Origin of the sequence: Streptomyces sp. Alt3, from assembly GCF_030719215.1 — a bacterium.
Lineage (GTDB): Bacteria > Actinomycetota > Actinomycetes > Streptomycetales > Streptomycetaceae > Streptomyces > Streptomyces glycanivorans.
Map to the genome: position 1 here is coordinate 6,512,587 of NZ_CP120983.1, position 24,268 is coordinate 6,536,854.

The window sequence follows — 24,268 nt, forward strand, 5'->3', positions numbered from 1 at the left end:
GCTCAGACCCGCTCCTGGAGACAGTTCAACGCGTGGGCGGCGGCCTCGGCGGCCGCCGCCTCCGCGTCGCCCGCCCTGATGGCCTCGACGAGCCGCGCGTGGTCCATGTGCGCCTCCGGCCGCAGCTCCGGGCCCACGTCGTCGCGCAGATAGTCGCGCAGCAGGTCGTTCAGGTCGGCGTAGAGCTCGGTCAGCACGTCGTTGTGCGAGGCGGCGACGACCGCGAGGTGCAGGGTGGCGTCGGCCTCCACGAACGCGTCCGCGTCCCCGGACGCCCACGCCGCCTCGCGCCGTGCCATCAGCGTGTCCAGCTGCCGCATGTCCCGGTCCGTGCGCCGCAGGGCGGCGAGCCGGGCGGCCGAGGACTCCAGCGTGGAGCGCAGCTCGGCGACGTGCCGGGGGTCGGCGTCCGCGAAGCGGCGGTGCATCACCCCGGCCAGCTCGCTGGTCGCCACCACATATGTCCCGGAGCCCTGGCGGATGTCCAGCAGCCCGTTGTGCGCCAGGGCGCGCACCGCCTCGCGCACCGTGTTCCGGGCGACCCCGAGTTGCTCGACCAGCTCGGGCTCTGTGGGGATCCGTGAGCCCACGGGCCACTCGCCCGCGGTGATCTGGTTCCTCAGCTGCGCGATCACCTGGTCGGCGAGAGCCGAACGCCGTGTGGACGTCAGAGCCATGCTGCTCCTTGCTCGTGTTCCGGAAAGGCGGTCCGGGAGGTGCGGGCCCGTCGGACGTCTCCCCGATTGTCTCAGGGGAAGAGCGGAAGTGGACAGTCAATCATCCCATGATTCTATGATGGGTCTCATGCGTCACGACGAGATCCCGACCCTGAGTCCTCCCGCCGCCCCCACCACCGGGCCCGAGAGGCCCGCGCCCGGACTTTCCCCCTGGGTGCTGCGGATCGCGACCGTCGGGCTGGTCCTTGCCGCGCTCAACCTCCGGCCCGCCATCACCAGCCTCGGCCCCCTCCTCGAAGAGGTCCGGGACGGGCTGCACATGAGCGGCAGCATCGCCGGTGTCCTCACCTCCGTGCCGCCGCTCTGCTTCGCGCTGTTCGGCTTCATGGCGCCACGCCTGGCCCGCAGGTTCGGCCCCAGTGCCGTCGTCTGCGCGGGCATGGCGGCCATCGCCGCCGGCCTGCTGCTCCGCCCCTTCGTGGGCGGCACCGCCGGATTCCTCGCCGCCAGTGCCCTCGCGCTCATGGGCATCGCGGTCAGCAACGTCCTGATGCCCGTCATCGTGAAGCGCTGGTTCCCCGACCGCGTCGGCACCATGACCGGCCTCTACTCGATGGCACTGGCCCTCGGCACCGCGCTCGCCGCCGCCCTCACCGTGCCCCTCACCGACGCACTGGGAGGCAGCTGGAGGACGGGGCTGGTGATCTGGGCGGCCCTGGCCGTGGTCGCGGTCGTGCCCTGGGTGCCGTTCCTCAAGGACCGGGGCGACGCCACGGGGCAGACCGCGGGAGCCACCGCGCCGCCCGCACTGAAGATCACCCGTAGCCGCACGTCCTGGGCGCTCGCCTGCTTCTTCGGGCTCCAGGCCACCGCCGCGTACATCACCATGGGCTGGATGCCGCAGATCTTCCGGGACGCCGGTCTCTCGGCGGGCACCTCCGGTGTCCTGCTCGCCGTGATCATGGCCATGGGCGTCCCCCTCGCCTTCGTCATCCCCCGGGTCGCCACCCGGCTGCCGGCCCAGGGCCCGATCGTCCTCGTCCTCAGCGGATGCGGCCTCCTCGGCTACGCCGGCCTCTACGTGGCCCCGGCCGGCGGCGCCTGGCTCTGGGCACTGCTGCTGGGCATCGCCAACTGCGCCTTCCCGCTCGCCCTGACCATGATCGGGATGCGTTCACGCACCGGCGCCGGAGTGGTCAGGCTCTCGGCCTTCGCGCAGTCCACCGGCTATCTGATCTCGATCCCCGGCCCGCTGCTGGTCGGGGTGCTCTACCAGCACAGCGGCGGCTGGGGCCTGCCGCTCGCCCTCATGGCCGCCCTCCTCGTCCCCCAGACGATCGCGGGAGTCCTCGCCGGCCGGGACCGGAAGATCGAGGACGAGTGCTGAGATGCGACACTGTGCGCATGCCAGTGCTCGATCCGAATCCCCAGAACGGCCAGAAGAAGCTCCTCCTCGTCTTCGGGACGATGCTTCTCATCTCCGTGGTCATCGGCGTGATCGCCACGATCGCCTCCCCCTGACCCCCTGAATCCGCCCGGGGTGGGGACGGCCCCACTCCCGGGGGTGGGGCCTGCCCCCCTGTCCCCTAGGGGGCCAGGGTCAGGGTCCAGTGGGTGGGTCACCGGATGGGCCCGCCACCGTGCGGCCCGTAGGTTCGAGGTGACACAGCCGAGGACCCACGGAGGCGGACATGCCGGCCCGTACACACACCCGGACCCACCGCCCGGCCACGGACGCCGTCGAGGTCCGGCTGCCGTGGTGGGCCGTCACGCTGCCCGCCCTCGCCTTCGCCGCGCTCCTGCTGCTGATCGTGGAACCCGGACAGGCCCACGCCGGGACCGGCGCCCCCGCGATCGGACGCCTGCTGGAGCACGTCCTGGTGCTGCTCGCCGTCTGATCCGCACGAAAAGCCCTTGTGGGCGAGCATGTCAACACCCTGCGCCCGGAGGCGTAATCCGTGCGAAGCTGAGGTGTATGAGCGCCGATACACCTCGCAGGATCGTCCTTCTCAGGCACGCCAAGGCGGAATGGTCGCAGGAGTCCGACCATGAGCGGCCACTGGCGGAACGGGGCAGGAAGGACGCCCCCGTCGCCGGCCGCAAGCTGGCCGATTCAGGAACCGCCTTCGACCTCGCTCTGTGCTCGACCGCCACCAGGACCCGCGAGACCTGGAAGCTGGCGGTCCACGAGTTCGCGCAGCGCCCCAGGACCGTGTACGAGGAGAGGCTCTACGAAGCGTCCCTCGGCGAACTGATCGCGCTGTTCGGCGAGACCCCCGACGACGTACGCAATCTGCTGGTCATCGCCCACAATCCCGGCATGCACGGCGTCGCGGACGCGCTCTCCGGCAGGGCCGAGGGTGACGCGCTCGCCCGAATGACCAGGGACGGCTTCCCGACCGCCGCCTACGCCGCCGTCGAGTTCTCCGGCCCCTGGAAGAGCCTGGAGCACGGGGTGGGCAAGCTCGTCGAGTACTGGACGCCGAACGACTGAGCACGACGCACGAGGGGGCGCCGGCACACGTCGTGCCGGCGCCCCCCCGTGCCGTCCTGTGCGGTCAGTCCACCAGCCCGTCGGCGGCCTCGACCTCTTCGCGGGTGATCCCGAGCAGATACAGCACCGTGTCGAGGAACGGGACGTTCACCGCGGTGTGGGCGGCCTGCCGGACGACCGGCTTGGCGTTGAAGGCGACTCCCAGCCCCGCCGTGTTCAGCATGTCCAGATCGTTCGCGCCGTCACCGATCGCCACCGTCTGCGCCAGCGGAACCCCCGCCTGCTCCGCGAAGCTCCGCAGCAGCCGCGCCTTGCCCGCCCGGTCCACGATGTCGCCCACGACCCGGCCGGTGAGCCTGCCGTCGACGACCTCCAGTGTGTTGGCCGAGGCGAAGTCGAGCCCCAGGCGCTCCTTCAGGTCGTCCGTGACCTGGGTGAAGCCCCCTGAGACCACGCCCACCTGGTACCCGAGCCGCTTGAGCGTCCGGATCAGGGTGCGCGCACCGGGAGTCAGCCGGACCTCGGCCCGCACCTTCTCCACCACCGACACGTCCAGCCCCGCCAGCAGCGCCACACGCGCGTGCAGGGACTGCTCGAAGTCGAGCTCGCCGCGCATCGCCTGCTCGGTCACCGAGGCGACCTCGGCCTCGCACCCGGCATGGGCCGCGAAGAGCTCGATGACCTCGTCCTGGATGAGCGTCGAGTCGACGTCCATGACGACGAGCCGCTGGGCCCGGCGGCTCAGCCCGGCCGACACGACGGCGATGTCGACGCCGAGCCCGGCGGCCTCCGGCGCCAGGGCGGTCCGCAGCTCCTCGGTCCCGGTGCCGGACACGGCGAACTCGACGGCGGTGACGGGGTACTTCGCCAGGCGGAAGATGCGGTCGATGTTGCCGCCGGTGGAGGTGATCCTGGCCGCTATGGCCGCCGTGGACTCGGCGGTGAGCGGGTGCCCCAGCACCGTCACGTGCGAACGCCCGTCACCGCGGGGGCGGTTGTCGCCCGTGCCCGAGATGATCTCGGCCTGCAGCTTCAGGGACTCCGCCCAGCTGTGCACGGTCGCCCGGAGGTCGCCCTCCGTCGTGCCGCCGGGCTCCGGCGAGGTCACCAGGGCGCACAGGACGATGCGGCCACGGGTGACGACCTGTTCGATGTCCACGACGTCGACGGCGTAGGCGGCCAGGGTGTCGAAAAGTCCGGCGGTGATACCCGGCCGGTCCTTCCCGAAGATCTTGACGAGAAGTGTGGGGGCGTCCGTGCCTCGCGGGGGCTCGGGGGACTCAGGAGACCGAGGTGGCTGAGATGCGCTCATGGTGGTCCCACCGTATAGGGCTGCGGGGCGGGCCCCGAAGCCGTCCCGAGTGCCGGACAGCCGGGTGGCCGGATCCCGGCGGGGCCCGGGCCGGCAGGTGTGCGCCTCGGATGGCATGCTCCGGACCGATTCCTCCCGGGTCCACGGCGGCGGCGGGGAGCCTCCGCGCGGTCTTCACGCCGCCCGGCTTTCCGTTACGGGACCGCTCCTGGAATAGTTCACCACGATGTTCAGCATCCCTAGGCTCCCCGCGACGGGGGCGACTCGGGGGACGACTAGTGGGGCGCGGAGTGCCGGAACTCGTACTGGAATTGAATGGAAGGACCTGGACGCTCGATCCGTCCAGGTCGTACACCCTCGGACGTGATCCGCAGGGCGACATGACGATCGACGACGCCAGGGTGTCGTGGCGGCACGCCACGATCAGCTGGAACGGACGCGGCTGGTCCATCGAGGACCACGGCAGCACGAACGGCACCTATGTACAGGGCCGGCGCGTCCAGCAGACGGAGATCGCCGCGGGAACGTCGGTCCACCTGGGCAACGCCACCGACGGACCTCGCCTGAACCTCACAGCTGCCGCGGTCGCGGGAGCGCCCGGTGGGCAGGCGGCCGGAGCGCCCGCGCAGCAGCCGCAGGGCGCCGCGGGCTGGCCCGCCGCCCCCGCGCAGCAGCACCAGGCCCCCGCGCACCAGGCCCCGCAGCAGCCGGCCTGGCCGCAGGCACCGCAGGCGCAGCAGCAGCCTCCGGTCCCGCACCAGCAGAACCGCGGCGGTGCGCCCGGAGCCGGTGTGCCCGGCGGCGGGGCGGGTGCACCGCCCGTCTACGGGGACCGCAGCCCGACCACGTTCCACCAGCTGGACCTCGGCCGCGTCATGCGCATCGGCCGTGCCCTGGAGAACGAGCTGGTCGTGTCCGACCTGCAGGTCTCACGTCTGCACGCCGAGTTCCGGGCGACGCCCGACGGCCGGTTCGAGATCCGCGACCTCGGGTCCCACAACGGGACCTACGTCAACGGCCAGCCGCTCAGCAAGTCCGGCTCCGCGCTCATCGGCCCGAACGACATCGTCGGCGTCGGTCACTCGACCTTCCGGCTGGTCGGGGACCGGCTGGAGGAGTTCGTCGACACCGGCGAGGTCTCCTTCTCCGCCCGCCACCTCACCGTGACGGTCGACGGCGGGAAGGACATCCTCAAGGACGTCTCCTTCGGCGTCCCGGAGAAGTCCCTGATCGCCGTCATCGGCCCCTCGGGCTCCGGCAAGTCGACCCTGCTCAAGGCGCTCACCGGCTACCGGCCCGCCAACCAGGGCGACGTCCTCTACGACAACCGGAACCTGTACAAGCAGTTCGCCGAGCTGCGGCAGCGCATCGGTCTGGTCCCGCAGGACGACATCCTGCACAAGGAGCTCACGGTCACCCGGGCCCTGCGCTACGCGGCCAAGCTGCGCTTCCCCGCTGACACCACCGAGGCCGAGCGCACCGCCCGGATCCACGAGGTCCTCGCCGAGCTCAAGCTCGACATCCACCGGGACAAGAAGATCACCTCGCTCTCCGGCGGCCAGCGCAAGCGCGTCTCGGTCGCCCTGGAGCTGCTGACCAAGCCGTCGCTGATCTTCCTGGACGAGCCGACCTCGGGTCTCGACCCCGGCATGGACCGCGACGTCATGCAGCTGCTGCGCGGCCTCGCCGACGACGGCCGTACGGTCCTGGTGGTCACGCACTCCGTGGCCGAGCTGGCCATCTGCGACAAGCTCCTGGTGATGGCGCCCGGCGGGTCCGTCGCCTACTTCGGGCCCCCCGAGGAGGCCCTGAACTTCTTCGGCTACACCAGCTGGGCCGACGTCTTCTCCGCGTTCGAGAACTACCGCGAATACGACTGGGCGGGCCGCTGGCGCGGATCGCAGCACTACCAGATGTACGCCGCGGACATCGACGCGGTCGCCGCGCAGCCCGTGCACATGCCTTCGCCCCAGCAGATCCGCCCGCCGAAGCCCTCCGGCTGGCTGGCCCAGCTGTGGACGCTGATGCGCCGCTACGTCTCGGTCATCGCGTCCGACAAGGGGTTCCTGCTCCTCATGGTGCTCCTGCCGGCCGTGCTCGGCGTGGTGAGCGTGGTCATCCCCGCGGAGTTCGGCCTGGCGGAGCCCGATCCGCCCTCGCGGTTCAACGGCAAGGCCGGGACGATCATGCTGATCCTGGCGGTCGGCATGTGCTTCGCCGCCGCCGCCAACTCCGTACGAGAACTGATCAAGGAACGGGTGATCTACGAGAGGGAACGGGCCACCGGTCTCTCCCGCTCCGCCTATCTGCTGTCCAAGGTGATCGTCCTCGGCGTGATCACGGCCTTCCAGGGCGTGATCATCTGCGGGATCGGCTTCTCCACCCGGAAGCTGCCGGAGGAGGGCCTGTTCATGCCCCCCGCCGTCGAGATCTGCCTGTCGATCATCGTGCTCGGCTTCACCTCGATGATGTTCGGCCTGATGATCTCCGCGCTGGTGAAGACGGCCGAGAAGACGATGCCGCTGCTCGTCATGTTCGCCATCGTCCAGGTCGTCTTCACCGGCGTGCTCTTCCAGGTCTACGGTTCGCCGGGCCTGGAGCAGTTCGCCTGGCTGATGCCGTCGCGCTGGGCGGTCGCCGCTGCCGGTACGACGCTGGACCTCGCCCACCTCATGCCGCCGTGGGACCCGAAGAACCCGACCGATCTGGACCCGCTGTGGGAGCACTCGGCCGGTCAGTGGGGCATCAACATCACGGTGATGCTCGTCATGAGCGCCGTCCTCTTCGTCGCGGTCTCCCGGATGCTGCGGCGCCATGAGCCCGAGGTGATGCGCAAGTAACGGGCCCGCACCGGACCCGGAAACGCCCGAGGGCGGCAACCCCGTGGGGTGCCGCCCTTCGGCATGTGCCGGCCGGTCACGCGACGCTGCGGACCGGCGGCCCGCTCTGCCAGGCCTTGCTCGGTGCGTGGCTCAGTACGCGCTGTCGACGTTGTCGATCGAGCCGTACTTGTCCGCGGCGTAGTTGGCGGCCGCGGTGATGTTGGCGACCGGGTCGTACTGGTCGTGCTTGGTGCCCTTGACGTGGTAGAAGTCGAAGGTCGGCTTGATGACCTGCAGCAGACCCTTCGAGGGGATGCCGTTGATCGCGTTGATGTCCCAGTTGTTGATGGCACGCGGGTCACCGCTGGACTCACGGATGATGTTGCGGTGCAGGCCCTCGTACGTACCGGGGATCTTCTTCTCGTGCATGATCGACAGGGCCTCGCGGATCCAGCCGTCCAGGTTGTTCGCGTAGACCGGCTTACGGTCGGCCGCGCGGCTGGCCTTCTTGGCGGAACGCTTCTTCGCGTCGGCCTTGGCCTTGGCCGCAGCCTTGCTCTTGGCCTCGGCGACGGCCTTGGCCTTCGCCTCCGCCTTGGCGGCGGACTTCTTCTTCGCGGCCTCTTCCTTGGCCTTGGCCGCGTCGGCGGTCTTGGCCAGACGCTCGGCCGTCGTGTTCTGGCTCAGGCCGGTGGCCTTGAGGCTCTGCGTCTGCGAGCCGGTGTAGGCGACGGGCGCGGCGGCCGCGGCGGCCTGCGGCTCCGTGGTGGCCGAAGCGTCGTTCGGGACGAGCGAGAAGGCGACAGCGGCGGCGGCCAGGGTGGAGACCCCCGCGACGGAGAGCTTCTGCGTCTTGTTGAGACGACGGCTACGGCTGGAGATGCGGGACACGGACATACAGTCGTACCTCTTCGAATAGCAGGGGTCCTCGGCGAGGACGCAGACGGAAGAGCCGGGGGCATCTCCGTCGGGGACAGATGCAATTCTTAGCGCCAGCAAAATGGCCTGGCAAAGGTGTGACGTACGAAGCTGAATAGTGGAAGAGGGTCTCGTTCATTCCCTCTTGTCCGGTTTCAGCCCTGCCAACTTGCCCGTTTTGGGCAAACTATCCTTCTTCGTAAGTGACGTGGGCCCTATGCCTGGGCTCACACCGGACTCCCGCTTCGCTTACGAATAGTTGCTACAGCGACGCGGAACGTAACGGGCTTTTTCGGGCGGGAGGTGGGGAGGCGGGTGTCCCGCCTCGTCCGTAGGCCGCAGCGGCGCACGGCACTTGGGCCTAGGTCCGAGGCCCGGCAGGAGGGGGGCCCACAGCCCGATACGGCCCCTCCGTCCCCGCCGGTACGGTGAGCACATGAGTCATCGCCCACCGTCGGGTCTGGCCGCGGTCAGCGCCGCGCTGCTGGCCATGAACCGGCACCTGGACATGAGGGACGTCCTCAAGACGATCGTCGCCTCGGCCCGGGAACTGCTCGACGCCGAGTACGCCGCCCTCGGTGTGCCGGACGACCACGGCGGCTTCGCCCAGTTCGTCGTCGACGGCGTCAGTGACGAACAGTGGAAGGCCATCGGACCGCTGCCCCGCCAGCACGGCATCCTCGCGGCGATGCTCCACGAGGCGAAGCCCCAGCGCCTCGCCGACGTCCGCGAGGACCCCCGGTTCGAGGGGTGGCCGGACACCCACCCCGACATGTCCGACTTCCTCGGCCTGCCGATCCAGGACGGCGACGAGACCATCGGCGCGCTCTTCCTCGCCAACAAGCGCTGCCCCAGGCCCACGGGCGGCTGCGGTTTCACGGAGGAGGACGAGGAACTCCTGGAGATCCTCGCCCAGCACGCGGCCATCGCCCTCACCAACGCCCGGCTCTACGAACGCAGCCGCGAGCTCACCATCGCCGAGGAGCGCTCCCGGCTCGCCCACGAGCTGCACGACGCCGTCAGTCAGAAGCTCTTCTCGCTCCGGCTCACCGCCCAGGCCGCCGCCGCACTCGTCGACCGTGACCCGGCGCGCGCCAAGGGCGAGCTCCAGCAGGTCGCCGCCCTGGCCGGGGAAGCCGTGGACGAGCTGCGCGCGGCTGTCGTGGAGCTGCGCCCCGCGGCCCTGGACGAGGACGGTCTGGTCGCCACGCTCCGTACCCAGGTCCAGGTCCTGGACCGGGCCCACAGCGCGCGGGTCACCTTCGGGAGCGCGGGAGTCCGTGCCCTGCCGGCGGCCCAGGAGGAGGCGATGCTCCGGGTGGCCCAGGAAGCCCTGCACAACGCCCTGCGCCACTCCGGTGCCGGGCAGGTCGACGTCAGCCTCGCCCGGCACACCTCCGCCACGGTACTGCGGATCACCGACGACGGCTGCGGCTTCGACCCGCACGTGATCCGCCGTGCGGGCCGGCACCTGGGCCTCGTCTCCATGCGGCACCGGGCCGGCGGCGTCGGCGGCCGGCTCACCGTCGACTCGGAGCCCGGCAGGGGCACCACGATCCAGATGGAGGTCCCCAGTGGCTGACAAGATCATCAAGGTGCTGTTGGTCGACGACCACCAGGTGGTCCGCCGGGGACTGCGCACCTTCCTGGAGGTCCAGGACGACATAGAGGTGGTCGGGGAGGCGTCGGACGGGGAAGAGGGCGTCGCCAGGACCGAGGAGCTGAGGCCCGACGTGGTCCTCATGGACATCAAGATGCCCGGTACGGACGGCATCGAGGCGCTGCGCAGGCTCAGGGAACTGGAGAACCCCGCCAGGGTGCTGATCGTCACCAGCTTCACCGAGCAGCGCACGGTCGTGCCCGCGCTGCGTGCGGGGGCGTCGGGCTACGTCTACAAGGACGTGGACCCGGACGCCCTGGCCGGCGCCATCCGCTCGGTCCACGCGGGGCACGTCCTGCTCCAGCCCGAGGTCGCGGGTGCGCTGCTGGCCCAGGAGGACACGGGCAACGGCACGGGACGGGGGAGCACCCTGACCGAGCGCGAGCGTGAGGTCCTGGGGCTGATCGCCGACGGCCGCTCCAACCGTGAGATCGCCCGGGCGCTGGTCCTGTCGGAGAAGACGGTGAAGACCCACGTCTCCAACATCCTGATGAAGCTCGACCTGTCGGACAGGACCCAGGCCGCGCTCTGGGCGGTCCGGCACGGAGCTGCGGGCTGAGGGGGAACCGCAGCCATCCGTCGCCGAACCCGTCGTCGAACGGATGGTCGATTTCGCTCCGGTCCGAGATTCATACTGTCGGGTGTATGTCACCCGTACGGCGCATCCTCTGTGGTGTGGCGGCGTTCTCCCTGCGTGCTGCGGCGGTCGGCCGCAGCGATGCGAGGAGGACCCAGCAGTGAAGAACCTGAAGAAGGCCGCAGCCGTCACCATGATCGCGGGCGGCATCATCGCCGCCGGTGCCGGAGCGGCCTCCGCAGCGGGTCACGGTGGCGCCGCCGCCCACGGCACGGCCGTCGGTTCCCCGGGCGTCGCCTCGGGCAACCTCGTCCAGGTCCCGGTGAGCGTCCCGGTGAACGTGGTCGGCAACACGGTCAACGTCGTGGGCCTGCTCAACCCGGCCTTCGGCAACCTCGGCCTGAACGGCTGACCCACACCTCGCACCCGCTGCCGGGCGGGCTCCCCACGCCCTCCGGCAGCGGGACGGCGACGCCCCCACCGCCGCGTGATCAGCGCCCCCGCTCCTCCACGTACGCGTTGTACGCCGCGACCTGCGCCCGCCTGGCCACCCGCTCCACCGGCCGCAGCGCCTCTCCCCGGGCCGCGATCTCGGACGCGCTCACCGCGCCGCCGTGCCCGTTCTCGTGCGCCACCGACACCAGCAGCCCCACCCGCTGGGCCAGCTCCAGCACCCTGACGGCCCGCGGCGGGTAGCCCGGAGCCAGCACCTCCCGTCCCCGCTCCGCCCGCGCCCGGTAGGCGTCCACCGCGGCCTCCGCGACCGGGCCGGACCCGGCGACGTCCAGCCGGGACAGCACCGCCGTGGCATCCCGCAACGCCTCGGCGAGCTCCCGCTCCGCCTCACCCAGCGACGGCACGTCGGCGGGTGGCGCCTCCCGGACCGGCAGGCAGCGCCAGACCACCTCCACGTGCAGATCCCCGTCGGGCCCCGCCTCACTCACCTCCGGTACGAGCCCGTACGGCGCCCCGGACGTGAGGACCGCCTCCTCCGCCTCCAGCGCCCGGGCGTTGAAGTCCGGCGGCCCGCTGAGCCCCAGCGGATGACCCGGCACCGGCAGAGCGACCCGGAAACCGGTCGCCCCGAGTGACCTCAGCCGTCCGAGCGCCAGCGTGAGCCCCACGGGCCCCGCCTCACCCGGCAGCCCCTCGACCCGGTGCACCGCGTCCTCGCCGACGATCGCGAGCGCGGCGTCGTCCGGTGACACAAGTCCGGCCAAAAGCGCGTTTCCCCATGCGGCGAGCCGCCCTGAGCGTGGTTCCGAAAGCATGGGGACAGCCTAGGGAACGGCCCCAGGGCCTGAGCACTCCCCGGGTGGCGTAGGTTTTCCCTGGGAGCTGTGCCCACAGGCACGCGACGATCTCGACACTGTATGGGGAGACAACGCGCCATGAGCGATGTACTGGAGCTGGTGGACGTATCCGTGGTCCGCGACGGACGCGCTCTGGTGGACGACGTCTCCTGGTCGGTCAAGGAGGGGGAGCGCTGGGTCATCCTCGGCCCCAACGGCGCCGGCAAGACCACGCTCCTGAACATCGCCTCCAGCTACGTCTTCCCGAGCACCGGCAAGGCCACGGTCCTCGGCGAGCGGCTCGGCGGAGTCGGCACGGACGTCTTCGAGCTCCGCCCCCGCATCGGTATCGCCGGTGTCGCCATGGCCGAAAAGCTCCCCAGGCGCCAGACCGTGCTGCAGACGGTGCTCACCGCCGCGTACGGCATGACCGCCACCTGGCACGAGGACTACGAGGCCGTCGACGAGGAGCGCGCCCGTGCCTTCCTCGACCGCCTCGGCATGACCGACTACCTCGACCGCAAGTTCGGCACGCTCTCCGAGGGCGAGCGCAAGCGCACCCTCATCGCCCGCGCCATGATGACCGACCCCGAGCTGCTCCTCCTCGACGAGCCGGCGGCCGGACTGGACCTCGGCGGACGCGAGGACCTGGTCCGCCGCCTCGGCCGGCTCGCCCGAGACCCGTACGCCCCCTCCATGGTCATGGTCACCCACCACGTCGAGGAGATCCCGCCCGGCTTCACGCACGTCCTGATGATCCGCCAGGGCAAGGTGCTCGCCGCGGGCCCCATGGAGACCGAGCTCAGTTCCCGGAACCTCTCCCTCTGCTTCGGTCTGCCGCTCGTCGTCGAACACCACGGCGACCGCTACACCGCCCGCGGACTTCCCCTCGGCCAGTAGGCGCACCACAGCCAACCTCTTCTGCGCCCTGTCGGGGAAGGGGCCCGCGGTCCTACGATGACCATGTGGACATCGACGCGTGGGTGTGGTGGCTGATCGGCGCGGTGGGACTGGGCATTCCCCTCGTCCTGACCGCGATGCCCGAATTCGGGATGTTCGCCGTGGGGGCGGTGGCCGCTGCCGTCGTCGCGGCTCTCGGTGGCGGGGTCGTCGCCCAGGTCCTGGTGTTCGTCCTGGTATCGGTGGCACTGATCGCGGTCGTACGCCCGATCGCCGCCCGGCACCGTGCGAGCCGGTCCCCGCACGCCACCGGCATCGACGCGCTGAAAGGCCGTCAGGCCGTCGTCCTGGAACGGGTCGACGGCAGCGGCGGGCGCATCAAGCTCGCCGGTGAGGTCTGGTCGGCACGCTCACTCGACGCCGACCAGATCTTCGAACCCGGCCGGCAGGTGGACGTCGTGGACATCGACGGTGCAACGGCCGTCGTCATGTGAGCGAACCGGTCACACGGCAGGCCGTAGTCTGCCAAACTCGAAGTCGATCATCATGAGAATGCGACCGTCTTGACCGATCGACCTCGATCACCGCGATCCGTCGGCAACCGAAGGGCACGAGGCACACGATGCAACCGATCATCATCGTCCTGATCATTCTGGTGGTGCTCGTCTTCATCGCCCTGATCAAGACGATCCAGGTCATCCCTCAGGCCAGTGCCGCGATCGTCGAGCGCTTCGGCCGCTACACGCGCACACTCAACGCCGGGCTGAACATCGTCGTCCCGTTCATCGACTCGATCCGCAACAGGATCGACCTCCGTGAACAGGTCGTCCCCTTCCCGCCCCAGCCGGTGATCACCCAGGACAACCTCGTCGTCAACATCGACACCGTCATCTACTACCAGGTGACCGACGCCCGCGCCGCGACGTACGAAGTCGCCAGCTACATCCAGGCGATCGAGCAGCTGACCGTCACCACCCTCCGCAACATCATCGGCGGCATGGACCTCGAGAGGACCCTGACCTCCCGCGAGGAGATCAACGCGGCACTGCGCGGAGTCCTCGACGAGGCCACCGGCAAGTGGGGCATCCGCGTCAACCGCGTCGAGCTCAAGGCCATCGAACCGCCCACCTCCATCCAGGACTCGATGGAGAAGCAGATGCGCGCCGACCGTGACAAGCGCGCCGCGATCCTCACCGCCGAAGGAATCAGGCAGTCCGCGATCCTCACCGCGGAAGGCGAGAAGCAGTCCGCGATCCTGCGCGCCGAAGGTGAGGCCAAGGCATCGGCCCTGCGCGCCGAGGGTGAGGCCCAGGCCATCCGCACGGTCTTCGAGTCCATCCACGCCGGGGACCCGGACCAGAAGCTCCTCTCGTACCAGTACCTCCAGATGCTCCCCAAGATCGCCGAGGGCGACGCCAACAAGCTCTGGATCGTGCCCAGCGAGATCGGCGACGCGCTCAAGGGACTCAGCGGTGCCTTCGGCAACCTCGGCAGCGGTGCGCCCGGCTTCAACACCGGTACGGAGCGCAGGGAGCAGCCCCCGGTCGAATGACCGTGAAACACCTTCGTGCATGATCAGTGAGGCCCCTCGACCTTGATGGCGGGGAGGCATCACTGACCATCGAAGGAGATGGCCTTGTCCATCTGGGAAATGCTCGCCGTCCTCGCCGCCGGGGTCGGCGCCGGCACGATCAACACCATCGTCGGCTCCGGCACGTTGATCACCTTTCCGGTACTGCTCGCGACCGGTCTGCCTCCGGTCACCGCGACCGTGTCCAACGCCCTCGGCCTGATCCCCGGTTCGATCAGCGGGGCCATCGGCTACCGCGCGGAACTCGCGGGCCAGCGCCGCCGGATCCTGAAGCTGAGCGTCGGCGCGCTCATCGGCGGCCTCACCGGTGCCACCCTCCTGCTGGCCCTGCCCTCCACGGCGTTCGAGACGATCGTCCCCGTCCTGGTGGCCCTCGCGCTGGTCCTGGTCATCCTGCAGCCGCGCATCAGCCGGGCCGTGCAACGCCGTCGTGAGCGCACCGGCACGGCCGCCCGCCCCGACGGCGGGCCGCTCCTGTTCACGGGCCTGATGCTCGCCAGCGTCTACGGCGGCTACTTCACGGCGGCCCAGGGCATCATCTACCTCTCCCTGATGGGCATGCTGCTCGACGACACGATGCAGCGTCTGAACGCCGTCAAGAACGTCCTCGCCGCAGTCGTCAACAGCGTCGCCGCGCTCTTCTTCCTCTTCGTCGCGGACTTCGACTGGACGGCGGTCGTCCTCATCGCGGTGGGTTCCGCGATCGGCGGCCAGGTGGGCGCCAAGGTCGGCCGCCGGCTCAGCCCGGGCTTCCTGCGTGCCCTGATCGTCGTCGTCGGCACCGCGGCCATCGTCCAACTGCTGCTGCGCTGACGGTCGGGAGCCCGCCGAGCCCGCCCCCTCCGAGGAGACGAGGGGACGGGCTCCGCATACGTTCGTCCGCTGCGGCTAAGCCGCCGAGCGCGCCAGCCACTCCGGCAGCGCCGACCGGTCGCCCACGCCCAGCGCGAGCAGCATCGCGTCCGCCGGCGAAGGCACGAAGGGCTGACGCAGCAGAGGCATGTCCGCCTGCTCCGGTGTCCGCGCCGCCTTGCGGTGGTTGTCCTCCGCGCACGAGGCCACGGTGTTCAGCCAGGTGTCCTGGCCACCCTGGGCCCGGGGCACCACGTGGTCCACGGTGCTGGCCCGCCGCCCGCAGTACGCACACCGGTGCTGGTCCCGTATCAGCACGCCCCGTCTGGACCACGGCGCGTGTCTTCGGAAGGGCACCCGTACGTACCGGCAGAGCCTGATCACCTGCGGCACCGGAATGTCCACGGCGGCACCACGCATACGGAGTCCGGGATGCGACTGCTCGACGACGGCCTTGTCCTGAAGGATCAGGACGACCGCGCGGTTCAGCGTCACCGTCGACAGCGGCTCGAAGCTCGCGTTGAGTACAAGTGTGTCCCGCATCCCGCCCACCTCCCGTGTGCCGCCCGTCTGTCGGCGGGCCCGGAACAACTCTGTCCGGGCGGACCGTGATGGACAACGCAATAAAAAGTGCCCTGCCCTGATCTCTCCAAGACCAGGGCAGGGCAAACGGGAGGCGAACGTTCAGCTTTCCGGGGCGGTGTACTCCCCGATCAGCTGGGCCCGGCCCAGCGTGTGGAAACGCAGGTTGAATCCGACCACGGCGGGCGAGGCGTCACTGTCCGGACCGAGCTTCTCGGTGTCCACGGCGTACACGGTGAAGACGTAACGGTGGTTCTCCCCGGGAGGCGGCGCGGCTCCGCCGAACTCCTTCGCCCCGTAGTCGTTGCGGGCCTGCACGGCACCCGCGGGCAGCCCTTCGAACGCCCCGCTCCCCGCACCGGCCGGAAGCTCCGTCACGGTGGCGGGGACGTCGAAGAGCACCCAGTGCCAGAAACCGCTGCCCGTCGGCGCATCCGGGTCGAAGCACGTCACCGCGAAGCTCTTCGTCTCCGCGGGGAAGCCCTCCCACCGCAGCTGCGGCGAGGTGTTGCCCGCCGCGAACACCTGTGCGTCCGCCAGCACGGCCCCCGGCGCGAGGTCCTCGCTCACCACGGTGAACGGGGGGACCTCGGGATGGAAGTCGTGGGGCAGCGGCGCCCTCTTCGGCTCGGTCACGTCAGCACCTCTCCTGATCGGCGTGCGATGTCCCCACCGACCCTAAGGGCTGTCCCGTAATCCCCGGCGGGCGCACGACGACAGCTACGGCACCTCGCCGCGTTGTCGGAACGCCCGAATACATCCAGTATGCGGGTGTCCCTCCGCCTTGCGATGCACCGCATCCGACGCCGTGCGCTGATCCACCACGGATTGCGGGACAGCCCTTAGGGTGTGATCAGAGCCAGTTGCGCTGACCGCCGACCTGGGCGAGCCACTGGTTCAGGTAGGCGGCCCAGTCGGTGCCCTGGAAGTCGTTCAGACCCACCTTGAAGGCGCGGTAGGAGTCGCTGCCCTCGCTGAAGAGGCCCGGCTTCTTGTCCATCTCCAGGACGACGTCCATCTCGCGGTCGTCCGCCACGAACGTCAGCTCCACCTGGTTCAGCCCCCGGTACTGCTGCGGCGGGAAGAACTCGATCTCCTGGTAGAACGGCAGACGCTGCCGGGTGCCGCGGATGTGGCCGCGCTCCATGTCGGCGCTGCGGAATCCGAAGCCCAGCTGCCCGAAGGCGTCCAGGATGGCCTGCTGGGCGGGCAGCGGGTGCACGTTGATCGGGTCCAGGTCGCCCGAGTCCAGGGCGCGGGCGATCTCCAGCTCCGTCGTCACCCCGATGTTCATGCCGCGCAGCTGCTGCCCGGCGAACATCGTGATCGGCGTCTCCCATGGGATCTCCAGGCCGAACGGCACGACGTGCACCGCGCCGGCCTGGACCTCGAAGGCACCGCCGAGGCGCAGCTTGGTGAACTCGATGTCCTGCTTGGTCTCCTGGTCCCCGCCCTCGACCTCGACCCGCGCCTGCAGTCCGACCGAGAGACCCTCGATCTGCTGGGCCACGGATCCGCCCTGGATCCGTACCTCGCCCTGGACGACCCCGCCGGGGACGACGTTGAGTTCGGTCAGTTCGGTCTCGACCGAAGCACCGCCGGCACCCATGCTCGCGAGCAGCCGCTTGAAGCCCATGTTTTCCTCCTTGGTCCTGACCCCTACATACGCGCCACGACCGTAGCCGGTTCCCGTCGCGCCGAGCCCAGTACCCTCGGACGCCATGGATGAGGGCATGAACCGTACGCCGTCCGGGCCGGACTTCTTCGACCACGCGGGGGAGACAGACCCCGGCTCCCACGCCTTCCGTGGCCGGACGGCCCGCAACAGCGTGATGTCCGGTCCGCCGGGAGACTCGTACGCCTACTTCACCTACGGAGTGTCAAGGCAGTCAGCATGAACGTCGAGACTCTCGCCCATCCTGCCGAAGAGGTGGCCCCCAGGCTGCTCGGGAGCGTCCTTACCTGCAAGACCTCCGAGGGAACCGTGAGCATCGCCATCACGGAGACCGAGGCGTACTCCGGTGCGGCCGACCCCGCCTCCCATGCTTACCGGGGCCGGACACCCCGTAACGCCGTCATGTTCGGCCCCGCAGGACACCTGTACGTCTACCGGTCCCACGGCCTCCACTGGTGTGCCAACGTCGTCACAGGGACGGACGGCGTCGCCTCGGCTGTCCTCATCCGGGCCGGCAGGGTCGTCGAGGGGGAAGACCTGGCGCGCGAGCGGCGAGGAGAGAAGGTCGAGACTGCACGCCTTGCCCGAGGCCCGGGGAACTTCTGCCAGGCGCTCGGCATCACGGCGGAGCACAACGGCACAGACCTCCTGACAGGTATCCCGGTCGTCCTGTCCGAGGGCGAGTCGGTACCTCCTGCGCTCATCCGGGTCGGTCCTCGGGTCGGCGTGAGCAAGGCCCACGACTGGCAGCACCGCTTCTACCTCGCCGGTGATCCGACGGTCTCGGCGTACCGGCTGAGCCCGAGAGCCAAACCTTCCGGCTGAGCCTGATCCGCTGTGCGCCTTCGTGTGACGACGGACTGACGGGGGAGAACTACAGAAGGTCTCCCCGACTCCCCGCGCCGCCGGTGTCCGAGTACCTGACGCCCACTCGCATCCCGGTCTCGTCGCGAGCCACCACAGTGCCGACGCGAGCGGCGAGGCGGCCGGACGGAGCGGGCAGGTCGAGCACGCGGCGGGGGAGATCGGCATCGGGGCTGGGGTGGCCCGCAAACGCCGATTCCCGGCCCGGCACGGCAGAGAACTGGCCAAAGCGCCGGCACGCCTGGCCACCACCCTCGATGTCGACCGTGCGTCGAACGGGGTCGACGTGGTGGCGGGTCGGCAGCGGCCGTTCCCCGTCCTCCAGGGCTCCGGTGCGGTCCCACCAGGTGCGGAGCGGCCCGCGCACCGGTGTGGGCGGCGACGGCGCCCACCAGCCCCGGCGTCTCTGGATCGACGACGACCCGACGGTCGGTACGTACCGGGCCGATGCGCCCCGCCGCCGCGCAACTTGACTCGCCCCTGCGGTTTCCCTAATGTGGTCCGAGCCGCTTGAACGGATGCAGTTGTTCCTGGCACGGTCCATCGGACCGGGTCGAAGCATCGTGAGAGGGCCAACCACTACCTACGATTCACCCCTGGCGGGTGCAATTTCGGCATGCCGAAATTCGTCTGATCGACTCGATTATGAGTCGCTGAGGAAATCAGCTAAAGTAGTGACCACGCCGAAAGGGAAACGCGAAAGCGAAGAACTGGAAAGCGGATAAAGTAGTATCGCAGTAACCCGCTTCGACCGGGAATCGGACACGAAAGAGTCTGATAGAGTCGGAAACGCAAGAACGAAGGGAAGCGCCCGGAGGGCCCCGGTGAAACGGGACCGAAGGAAGCGTCCGTTCCTTGAGAACTCAACAGCGTGCCAAAAGTCAACGCCAGATATGTTGATACCCCGGCCTGCATCACGCAGGTTGGTGGTTCCTTTGAAAAGTCCTGCACGGTCCTCGGACCGGGTAGGCAACATCAGCGAGGACGCTGTGAACAACCGGTCATATTCCGACCTGGTTGTTCCGCTCTTGCATGGTGCTCTCCCGATTACGGGAAAACATTCATGGAGAGTTTGATCCTGGCTCAGGACGAACGCTGGCGGCGTGCTTAACACATGCAAGTCGAACGATGAAGCCCTTCGGGGTGGATTAGTGGCGAACGGGTGAGTAACACGTGGGCAATCTGCCCTTCACTCTGGGACAAGCCCTGGAAACGGGGTCTAATACCGGATAACACTCTGTCCCTCATGGGGCGGGGTTAAAAGCTCCGGCGGTGAAGGATGAGCCCGCGGCCTATCAGCTTGTTGGTGGGGTAATGGCCTACCAAGGCGACGACGGGTAGCCGGCCTGAGAGGGCGACCGGCCACACTGGGACTGAGACACGGCCCAGACTCCTACGGGAGGCAGCAGTGGGGAATATTGCACAATGGGCGAAAGCCTGATGCAGCGACGCCGCGTGAGGGATGACGGCCTTCGGGTTGTAAACCTCTTTCAGCAGGGAAGAAGCGAAAGTGACGGTACCTGCAGAAGAAGCGCCGGCTAACTACGTGCCAGCAGCCGCGGTAATACGTAGGGCGCAAGCGTTGTCCGGAATTATTGGGCGTAAAGAGCTCGTAGGCGGCTTGTCACGTCGGATGTGAAAGCTCGGGGCTTAACCCCGAGTCTGCATTCGATACGGGCTAGCTAGAGTGTGGTAGGGGAGATCGGAATTCCTGGTGTAGCGGTGAAATGCGCAGATATCAGGAGGAACACCGGTGGCGAAGGCGGATCTCTGGGCCATTACTGACGCTGAGGAGCGAAAGCGTGGGGAGCGAACAGGATTAGATACCCTGGTAGTCCACGCCGTAAACGTTGGGAACTAGGTGTTGGCGACATTCCACGTCGTCGGTGCCGCAGCTAACGCATTAAGTTCCCCGCCTGGGGAGTACGGCCGCAAGGCTAAAACTCAAAGGAATTGACGGGGGCCCGCACAAGCAGCGGAGCATGTGGCTTAATTCGACGCAACGCGAAGAACCTTACCAAGGCTTGACATATACCGGAAAGCATCAGAGATGGTGCCCCCCTTGTGGTCGGTATACAGGTGGTGCATGGCTGTCGTCAGCTCGTGTCGTGAGATGTTGGGTTAAGTCCCGCAACGAGCGCAACCCTTGTTCTGTGTTGCCAGCATGCCCTTCGGGGTGATGGGGACTCACAGGAGACTGCCGGGGTCAACTCGGAGGAAGGTGGGGACGACGTCAAGTCATCATGCCCCTTATGTCTTGGGCTGCACACGTGCTACAATGGCCGGTACAATGAGCTGCGATGCCGCGAGGCGGAGCGAATCTCAAAAAGCCGGTCTCAGTTCGGATTGGGGTCTGCAACTCGACCCCATGAAGTCGGAGTTGCTAGTAATCGCAGATCAGCATTGCTGCGGTGAATACGTTCCCGGGCCTTGTACACACCGCCCGTCACGTCACGAAAGTCGGTAACACCCGAAGCCGGTGGCCCAACCCCTTGTGGGAGGGAGCTGTCGAAGGTGGGACTGGCGATTGGGACGAAGTCGTAACAAGGTAGCCGTACCGGAAGGTGCGGCTGGATCACCTCCTTTCTAAGGAGCATCTAGGTTTCCTTCGGGGAATCCAGAGACCATTTCGTCGGCAAATGTTCGACGGTGGTTGCTCAAGGGTGGAACGTTGACTATTCGGCACGATGAGCACGGTTTTGTTAGTACTGCTTCGGCGTGGAAAACAGGATCGGGTTGATCGGGTCGGGCACGCTGTTGGGTATCTGAAGGTACGGGCTCGTTGAGTCTGGATCTTCGGTTGCCGGCCCCAGTGCACTCACCTGTAAGGGTGGGGTGATGGGTGGCTGGTCGTTGTTTGAGAACTGCACAGTGGACGCGAGCATCTGTGGCCAAGTTTTTAAGGGCGCACGGTGGATGCCTTGGCACCAGGAACCGATGAAGGACGTGGGAGGCCACGATAGTCCCCGGGGAGCTGTCAACCAAGCTTTGATCCGGGGGTTTCCGAATGGGGAAACCCGGCAGCCGTCATGGGCTGTCACCCGCTGCTGAACACATAGGCAGTGTGGAGGGAACGAGGGGAAGTGAAACATCTCAGTACCCTCAGGAAGAGAAAACAACCGTGATTCCGGGAGTAGTGGCGAGCGAAACCGGATGAGGCCAAACCGTATGCGTGTGATACCCGGCAGGGGTTGCGCATGCGGGGTTGTGGGAGTTCTCTTGATCAATCTGCCGATTGGTCGGCAAGTCAGAAACCGTTGGTGTAGGCGAAGGACATGCGAAAGGTCCGGCGTAGAGGGTAAGACCCCCGTAGCTGAAACATCAACGGCTTGCTTGAGAACCACCCAAGTAGCACGGGGCCCGAGAAATCCCGTGTGAATCTGGCGGGACCACCCGCTAAGCCTAAATATTCCCTGGTGACCGATAGCGGATAGTACCGTGAGGGAATGGTGAAAAGTACCGCGGGAGCGGAGTGAAATAGTACCTGAAACCGTGTGCCTACAAGCCGTGGGAGCGTCGCTGGCAGCACTTGTGCTGTCAGTCGTGACTGCGTGCCTTTTGAAGAATGAGCCTGCGAGTTAGCGGTGTGTAGCGAGGTTAACCCGTGTGGGGAAGCCGTAGCGAAAGCGAGTCCGAATAGGGCGATTGAGTTGCACGCTCTAGACCCGAAGCGGAGTGATCTAGCCATGGGCAGGTTGAAGCGGAGGTAAGACTTCGTGGAGGACCGAACCCACCAGGGTTGAAAACCTGGGGGATGACCTGTGGTTAGGGGTGAAAGGCCAATCAAACTCCGTGATAGCTGGTTCTCCCCGAAATGCATTTAGGTGCAGCGTCGTGTGTTTCTTGCCGGAGGTAGAGCACTGGATAGGCGATGGGCCCTACCGGGTTACTGACCTTAGCCAAACTCCGAATGCCGGTAAGTGAGAGCACGGCAGTGAGACTGTGGGGGATAAGCTCCATGGTCGAGAGGGAAACAGCCCAGAGCATCGACTAAGGCCCCTAAGCGTACGCTAAGTGGGAAAGGATGTGGAGTCGCAGAGACAACCAGGAGGTTGGCTTAGAAGCAGCCACCCTTGAAAGAGTGCGTAATAGCTCACTGGTCAAGTGATTCCGCGCCGACAATGTAGCGGGGCTCAAGCGTACCGCCGAAGTCGTGTCATTCACACATATAGGGCCAACGCCTGTGTGGATGGGTAGGGGAGCGTCGTGTGCCGGGTGAAGCAGCCGCGGAAGCGAGTTGTGGACGGTTCACGAGTGAGAATGCAGGCATGAGTAGCGATACACACGTGAGAAACGTGTGCGCCGATTGACTAAGGGTTCCTGGGTCAAGCTGATCTGCCCAGGGTAAGTCGGGACCTAAGGCGAGGCCGACAGGCGTAGTCGATGGACAACCGGTTGATATTCCGGTACCCGCTTTGAAACGCCCAATACTGAATCAGGCGATGCTAAGTCCGTGAAGCCGGCCCGATCTCTTCGGAGTTGAGGGTAGTGGTGGAGCCGACGAACCAGACTTGTACTAGGTAAGCGATGGGGTGACGCAGGAAGGTAGTCCAGCCCGGGCGGTGGTTGTCCCGGGGTAAGGGTGTAGGCCGTGTGGTAGGCAAATCCGTCACACATTAAGGCTGAGACCTGATGCCGAGCCGATTGTGGTGAAGTGGATGATCCTATGCTGTCGAGAAAAGCCTCTAGCGAGTTTCATGGCGGCCCGTACCCTAAACCGACTCAGGTAGTCAGGTAGAGAATACCGAGGCGTTCGGGTGAACTATGGTTAAGGAACTCGGCAAAATGCCCCCGTAACTTCGGGAGAAGGGGGGCCATCACTGGTGATCCGATTTACTCGGTGAGCTGGGGGTGGCCGCAGAGACCAGCGAGAAGCGACTGTTTACTAAAAACACAGGTCCGTGCGAAGCCGTAAGGCGATGTATACGGACTGACGCCTGCCCGGTGCTGGAACGTTAAGGGGACCGGTTAGCTGACTTTCGGGTCGGCGAAGCTGAGAACTTAAGCGCCAGTAAACGGCGGTGGTAACTATAACCATCCTAAGGTAGCGAAATTCCTTGTCGGGTAAGTTCCGACCTGCACGAATGGCGTAACGACTTCTCGACTGTCTCAACCATAGGCCCGGTGAAATTGCACTACGAGTAAAGATGCTCGTTTCGCGCAGCAGGACGGAAAGACCCCGGGACCTTTACTATAGTTTGATATTGGTGTTCGGTTCGGCTTGTGTAGGATAGGTGGGAGACTTTGAAGCAGCCACGCCAGTGGTTGTGGAGTCGCCGTTGAAATACCACTCTGGTCGTGCTGGATGTCTAACCTGGGTCCGTGATCCGGATCAGGGACAGTGTCTGATGGGTAGTTTAACTGGGGCGGTTGCCTCCTAAAGAGTAACGGAGGCGCCCAAAGGTTCCCTCAGCCTGGTTGGCAATCAGGTGTTGAGTGTAAGTGCACAAGGGAGCTTGACTGTGAGACCGACGGGTCGAGCAGGGACGAAAGTCGGGACTAGTGATCCGGCAGTGGCTTGTGGAAGCGCTGTCGCTCAACGGATAAAAGGTACCCCGGGGATAACAGGCTGATCTTCCCCAAGAGTCCATATCGACGGGATGGTTTGGCACCTCGATGTCGGCTCGTCGCATCCTGGGGCTGGAGTCGGTCCCAAGGGTTGGGCTGTTCGCCCATTAAAGCGGTACGCGAGCTGGGTTTAGAACGTCGTGAGACAGTTCGGTCCCTATCCGCTGTGCGCGTAGGAATATTGAGAAGGGCTGTCCCTAGTACGAGAGGACCGGGACGGACGAACCTCTGGTGTGCCAGTTGTCCTGCCAAGGGCATGGCTGGTTGGCTACGTTCGGAAAGGATAACCGCTGAAAGCATCTAAGCGGGAAGCCTGCTTCGAGATGAGTATTCCCACCACCTTGAGTGGTTAAGGCTCCCAGTAGACCACTGGGTTGATAGGCCAGATGTGGAAGCCCGGTAACGGGTGGAGCTGACTGGTACTAATAGGCCGAGGGCTTGTCCTCAGTTGCTCGCGTCCACTGTGTTGTTCCCAGGCCACGAA

Annotated in this window: 21 protein-coding genes, 2 rRNA genes and 1 pseudogene; 17 read left to right on the forward strand and 7 right to left on the reverse strand. The window is 67.1% G+C overall.

What is annotated here, in order from left to right:
• Positions 1-2 precede the first annotated feature (2 nt).
• Positions 3-677 (reverse strand): FadR/GntR family transcriptional regulator, encoded by a 675-nt coding sequence (locus tag P8A20_RS28765; protein WP_147962064.1) that lies wholly within the window; start codon positions 675-677, stop codon positions 3-5.
• A gap of 118 nt (positions 678-795) precedes the next feature.
• Here P8A20_RS28765 and P8A20_RS28770 point away from each other — a divergent pair, with 118 nt between their 5' ends.
• The 4 genes from P8A20_RS28770 (at position 796) to P8A20_RS28785 (ending at position 3,171) form a co-directional block, all read left to right on the forward strand.
• Positions 796-2,064, forward strand: coding sequence for a CynX/NimT family MFS transporter (locus P8A20_RS28770; protein WP_306104496.1), 1,269 nt, complete (start codon positions 796-798; stop codon positions 2,062-2,064).
• 17 nt (positions 2,065-2,081) lie between these two features.
• Positions 2,082-2,198, forward strand: a complete 117-nt coding sequence (locus P8A20_RS28775) for an SGM_5486 family transporter-associated protein (RefSeq protein WP_086010434.1) — start codon at positions 2,082-2,084, stop codon at positions 2,196-2,198.
• 170 nt (positions 2,199-2,368) lie between these two features.
• The gene (locus P8A20_RS28780; protein ID WP_147962065.1) at positions 2,369-2,575 is read left to right on the forward strand and encodes a hypothetical protein; all 207 of its coding nucleotides are present in this window, start codon (positions 2,369-2,371) and stop codon (positions 2,573-2,575) included.
• A 77-nt stretch (positions 2,576-2,652) separates the two neighbouring features.
• Positions 2,653-3,171 (forward strand): SixA phosphatase family protein, encoded by a 519-nt coding sequence (locus P8A20_RS28785; protein ID WP_147962066.1) that lies wholly within the window; start codon positions 2,653-2,655, stop codon positions 3,169-3,171.
• A 64-nt stretch (positions 3,172-3,235) separates the two neighbouring features.
• Here P8A20_RS28785 and serB read toward each other — a convergent pair whose 3' ends face one another.
• Positions 3,236-4,483, reverse strand: coding sequence for a phosphoserine phosphatase SerB (serB, locus tag P8A20_RS28790; RefSeq protein WP_147962067.1), 1,248 nt, complete (start codon positions 4,481-4,483; stop codon positions 3,236-3,238).
• A gap of 278 nt (positions 4,484-4,761) precedes the next feature.
• Between serB and P8A20_RS28795 the strand changes: the two genes are divergently transcribed.
• A complete protein-coding gene (locus P8A20_RS28795) occupies positions 4,762-7,323 on the forward strand; it encodes an ABC transporter ATP-binding protein/permease (RefSeq protein ID WP_306104497.1) in 2,562 nt (853 codons plus the stop codon).
• A 132-nt stretch (positions 7,324-7,455) separates the two neighbouring features.
• Here P8A20_RS28795 and P8A20_RS28800 read toward each other — a convergent pair whose 3' ends face one another.
• Positions 7,456-8,202, reverse strand: coding sequence for a transglycosylase SLT domain-containing protein (locus P8A20_RS28800; protein WP_147962068.1), 747 nt, complete (start codon positions 8,200-8,202; stop codon positions 7,456-7,458).
• A 457-nt stretch (positions 8,203-8,659) separates the two neighbouring features.
• Here P8A20_RS28800 and P8A20_RS28805 point away from each other — a divergent pair, with 457 nt between their 5' ends.
• The 3 genes from P8A20_RS28805 (at position 8,660) to P8A20_RS28815 (ending at position 10,872) form a co-directional block, all read left to right on the forward strand.
• On the forward strand, positions 8,660-9,805 hold the full coding sequence (locus P8A20_RS28805) for a GAF domain-containing sensor histidine kinase (protein WP_306104498.1): 1,146 nt from the start codon (positions 8,660-8,662) through the stop codon (positions 9,803-9,805).
• Complete coding sequence (locus P8A20_RS28810) at positions 9,798-10,442, forward strand: response regulator (RefSeq protein ID WP_147962070.1); 645 nt, start codon at positions 9,798-9,800, stop codon at positions 10,440-10,442. The genes P8A20_RS28805 and P8A20_RS28810 overlap by 8 nt, the downstream gene beginning before the upstream one ends.
• A 178-nt stretch (positions 10,443-10,620) precedes the next feature.
• Positions 10,621-10,872, forward strand: a complete 252-nt coding sequence (locus P8A20_RS28815; RefSeq protein ID WP_306104499.1) for a chaplin family protein — start codon at positions 10,621-10,623, stop codon at positions 10,870-10,872.
• A 79-nt stretch (positions 10,873-10,951) separates the two neighbouring features.
• Here P8A20_RS28815 and P8A20_RS28820 read toward each other — a convergent pair whose 3' ends face one another.
• On the reverse strand, positions 10,952-11,731 hold the full coding sequence (locus P8A20_RS28820; RefSeq protein ID WP_306104500.1) for an Rv1486c family protein: 780 nt from the start codon (positions 11,729-11,731) through the stop codon (positions 10,952-10,954).
• Between the two features lie 120 nt (positions 11,732-11,851).
• Here P8A20_RS28820 and P8A20_RS28825 point away from each other — a divergent pair, with 120 nt between their 5' ends.
• The 4 genes from P8A20_RS28825 (at position 11,852) to P8A20_RS28840 (ending at position 15,056) form a co-directional block, all read left to right on the forward strand.
• On the forward strand, positions 11,852-12,652 hold the full coding sequence (locus tag P8A20_RS28825) for an ABC transporter ATP-binding protein (RefSeq protein WP_147962073.1): 801 nt from the start codon (positions 11,852-11,854) through the stop codon (positions 12,650-12,652).
• Between the two features lie 65 nt (positions 12,653-12,717).
• On the forward strand, positions 12,718-13,146 hold the full coding sequence (locus tag P8A20_RS28830; RefSeq protein ID WP_147962074.1) for an NfeD family protein: 429 nt from the start codon (positions 12,718-12,720) through the stop codon (positions 13,144-13,146).
• Between the two features lie 128 nt (positions 13,147-13,274).
• Positions 13,275-14,204: an SPFH domain-containing protein gene (locus tag P8A20_RS28835; RefSeq protein ID WP_014157029.1), complete on the forward strand. Its 930-nt coding sequence runs from the start codon at positions 13,275-13,277 to the stop codon at positions 14,202-14,204.
• 84 nt (positions 14,205-14,288) lie between these two features.
• Positions 14,289-15,056 carry a sulfite exporter TauE/SafE family protein gene (locus P8A20_RS28840; protein WP_147962075.1) on the forward strand — a complete coding sequence of 256 codons (768 nt, stop codon included), beginning with the start codon at positions 14,289-14,291 and terminating at the stop codon, positions 15,054-15,056.
• A 75-nt stretch (positions 15,057-15,131) separates the two neighbouring features.
• On the opposite strand, the gene P8A20_RS28845 is transcribed toward P8A20_RS28840, so the two are convergent.
• The 3 genes from P8A20_RS28845 to P8A20_RS28855 form a co-directional block, all read right to left on the reverse strand.
• Entirely contained in the window at positions 15,132-15,638 is a 507-nt protein-coding gene (locus tag P8A20_RS28845; RefSeq protein WP_147962076.1) for an HNH endonuclease, read from the reverse strand.
• Between the two features lie 141 nt (positions 15,639-15,779).
• Complete coding sequence (locus P8A20_RS28850; RefSeq protein WP_306104501.1) at positions 15,780-16,313, reverse strand: YbhB/YbcL family Raf kinase inhibitor-like protein; 534 nt, start codon at positions 16,311-16,313, stop codon at positions 15,780-15,782.
• A gap of 217 nt (positions 16,314-16,530) precedes the next feature.
• Positions 16,531-17,313: a sporulation protein gene (locus P8A20_RS28855; protein WP_147962078.1), complete on the reverse strand. Its 783-nt coding sequence runs from the start codon at positions 17,311-17,313 to the stop codon at positions 16,531-16,533.
• A gap of 97 nt (positions 17,314-17,410) precedes the next feature.
• On the opposite strand from P8A20_RS28855, the gene P8A20_RS28860 reads away from it, so the two are divergent.
• The 5 genes and pseudogenes from P8A20_RS28860 to P8A20_RS28880 all read left to right on the forward strand — a co-directional run bounded on the left by P8A20_RS28860 (position 17,411) and on the right by P8A20_RS28880 (position 24,230).
• The gene (locus P8A20_RS28860) at positions 17,411-17,575 is read left to right on the forward strand and encodes a DNA-3-methyladenine glycosylase (protein WP_147962079.1); all 165 of its coding nucleotides are present in this window, start codon (positions 17,411-17,413) and stop codon (positions 17,573-17,575) included.
• Positions 17,572-18,177, forward strand: coding sequence for a DNA-3-methyladenine glycosylase (locus P8A20_RS28865; RefSeq protein WP_147964239.1), 606 nt, complete (start codon positions 17,572-17,574; stop codon positions 18,175-18,177). The genes P8A20_RS28860 and P8A20_RS28865 overlap by 4 nt, the downstream gene beginning before the upstream one ends.
• A gap of 184 nt (positions 18,178-18,361) precedes the next feature.
• Positions 18,362-18,689 (forward strand): annotated as a pseudogene (locus tag P8A20_RS28870) (DNA-3-methyladenine glycosylase); the annotation flags it as partial.
• A 587-nt stretch (positions 18,690-19,276) separates the two neighbouring features.
• Positions 19,277-20,802: ribosomal RNA gene (locus tag P8A20_RS28875) — 16S ribosomal RNA — on the forward strand.
• 303 nt (positions 20,803-21,105) lie between these two features.
• Positions 21,106-24,230, forward strand: a 23S ribosomal RNA gene (locus P8A20_RS28880).
• The 16S and 23S rRNA genes sit together here, the layout of an rRNA operon.
• Positions 24,231-24,268: the final 38 nt, after the last annotated feature.

Excerpts from the sequence above, each read along its gene's own strand:
- P8A20_RS28775 (WP_086010434.1), top strand. The coding sequence starts at position 2,082 with ATGCCAGTGCTCGATCCGAATCCCCAGAACGGCCAGAAGAAGCTCCTC.
- P8A20_RS28820 (WP_306104500.1), bottom strand. The coding sequence starts at position 11,731 with ATGCTTTCGGAACCACGCTCAGGGCGGCTCGCCGCATGGGGAAACGCG.
- P8A20_RS28805 (WP_306104498.1), top strand. The coding sequence starts at position 8,660 with ATGAGTCATCGCCCACCGTCGGGTCTGGCCGCGGTCAGCGCCGCGCTG.
- P8A20_RS28865 (WP_147964239.1), top strand. The coding sequence starts at position 17,572 with ATGAACGTCGAGACTCTCGCCCATCCTGCCGAAGAGGTGGCCCCCAGG.
- P8A20_RS28765 (WP_147962064.1), bottom strand. The coding sequence starts at position 677 with ATGGCTCTGACGTCCACACGGCGTTCGGCTCTCGCCGACCAGGTGATC.
- P8A20_RS28835 (WP_014157029.1), top strand. The coding sequence starts at position 13,275 with ATGCAACCGATCATCATCGTCCTGATCATTCTGGTGGTGCTCGTCTTC.
- P8A20_RS28825 (WP_147962073.1), top strand. The coding sequence starts at position 11,852 with ATGAGCGATGTACTGGAGCTGGTGGACGTATCCGTGGTCCGCGACGGA.
- serB (WP_147962067.1), bottom strand. The coding sequence starts at position 4,483 with ATGAGCGCATCTCAGCCACCTCGGTCTCCTGAGTCCCCCGAGCCCCCG.
- P8A20_RS28780 (WP_147962065.1), top strand. The coding sequence starts at position 2,369 with ATGCCGGCCCGTACACACACCCGGACCCACCGCCCGGCCACGGACGCC.
- P8A20_RS28855 (WP_147962078.1), bottom strand. The coding sequence starts at position 17,313 with ATGGGCTTCAAGCGGCTGCTCGCGAGCATGGGTGCCGGCGGTGCTTCG.
- P8A20_RS28785 (WP_147962066.1), top strand. The coding sequence starts at position 2,653 with ATGAGCGCCGATACACCTCGCAGGATCGTCCTTCTCAGGCACGCCAAG.
- P8A20_RS28860 (WP_147962079.1), top strand. The coding sequence starts at position 17,411 with ATGAACCGTACGCCGTCCGGGCCGGACTTCTTCGACCACGCGGGGGAG.
- P8A20_RS28845 (WP_147962076.1), bottom strand. The coding sequence starts at position 15,638 with ATGCGGGACACACTTGTACTCAACGCGAGCTTCGAGCCGCTGTCGACG.
- P8A20_RS28800 (WP_147962068.1), bottom strand. The coding sequence starts at position 8,202 with ATGTCCGTGTCCCGCATCTCCAGCCGTAGCCGTCGTCTCAACAAGACG.
- P8A20_RS28770 (WP_306104496.1), top strand. The coding sequence starts at position 796 with ATGGGTCTCATGCGTCACGACGAGATCCCGACCCTGAGTCCTCCCGCC.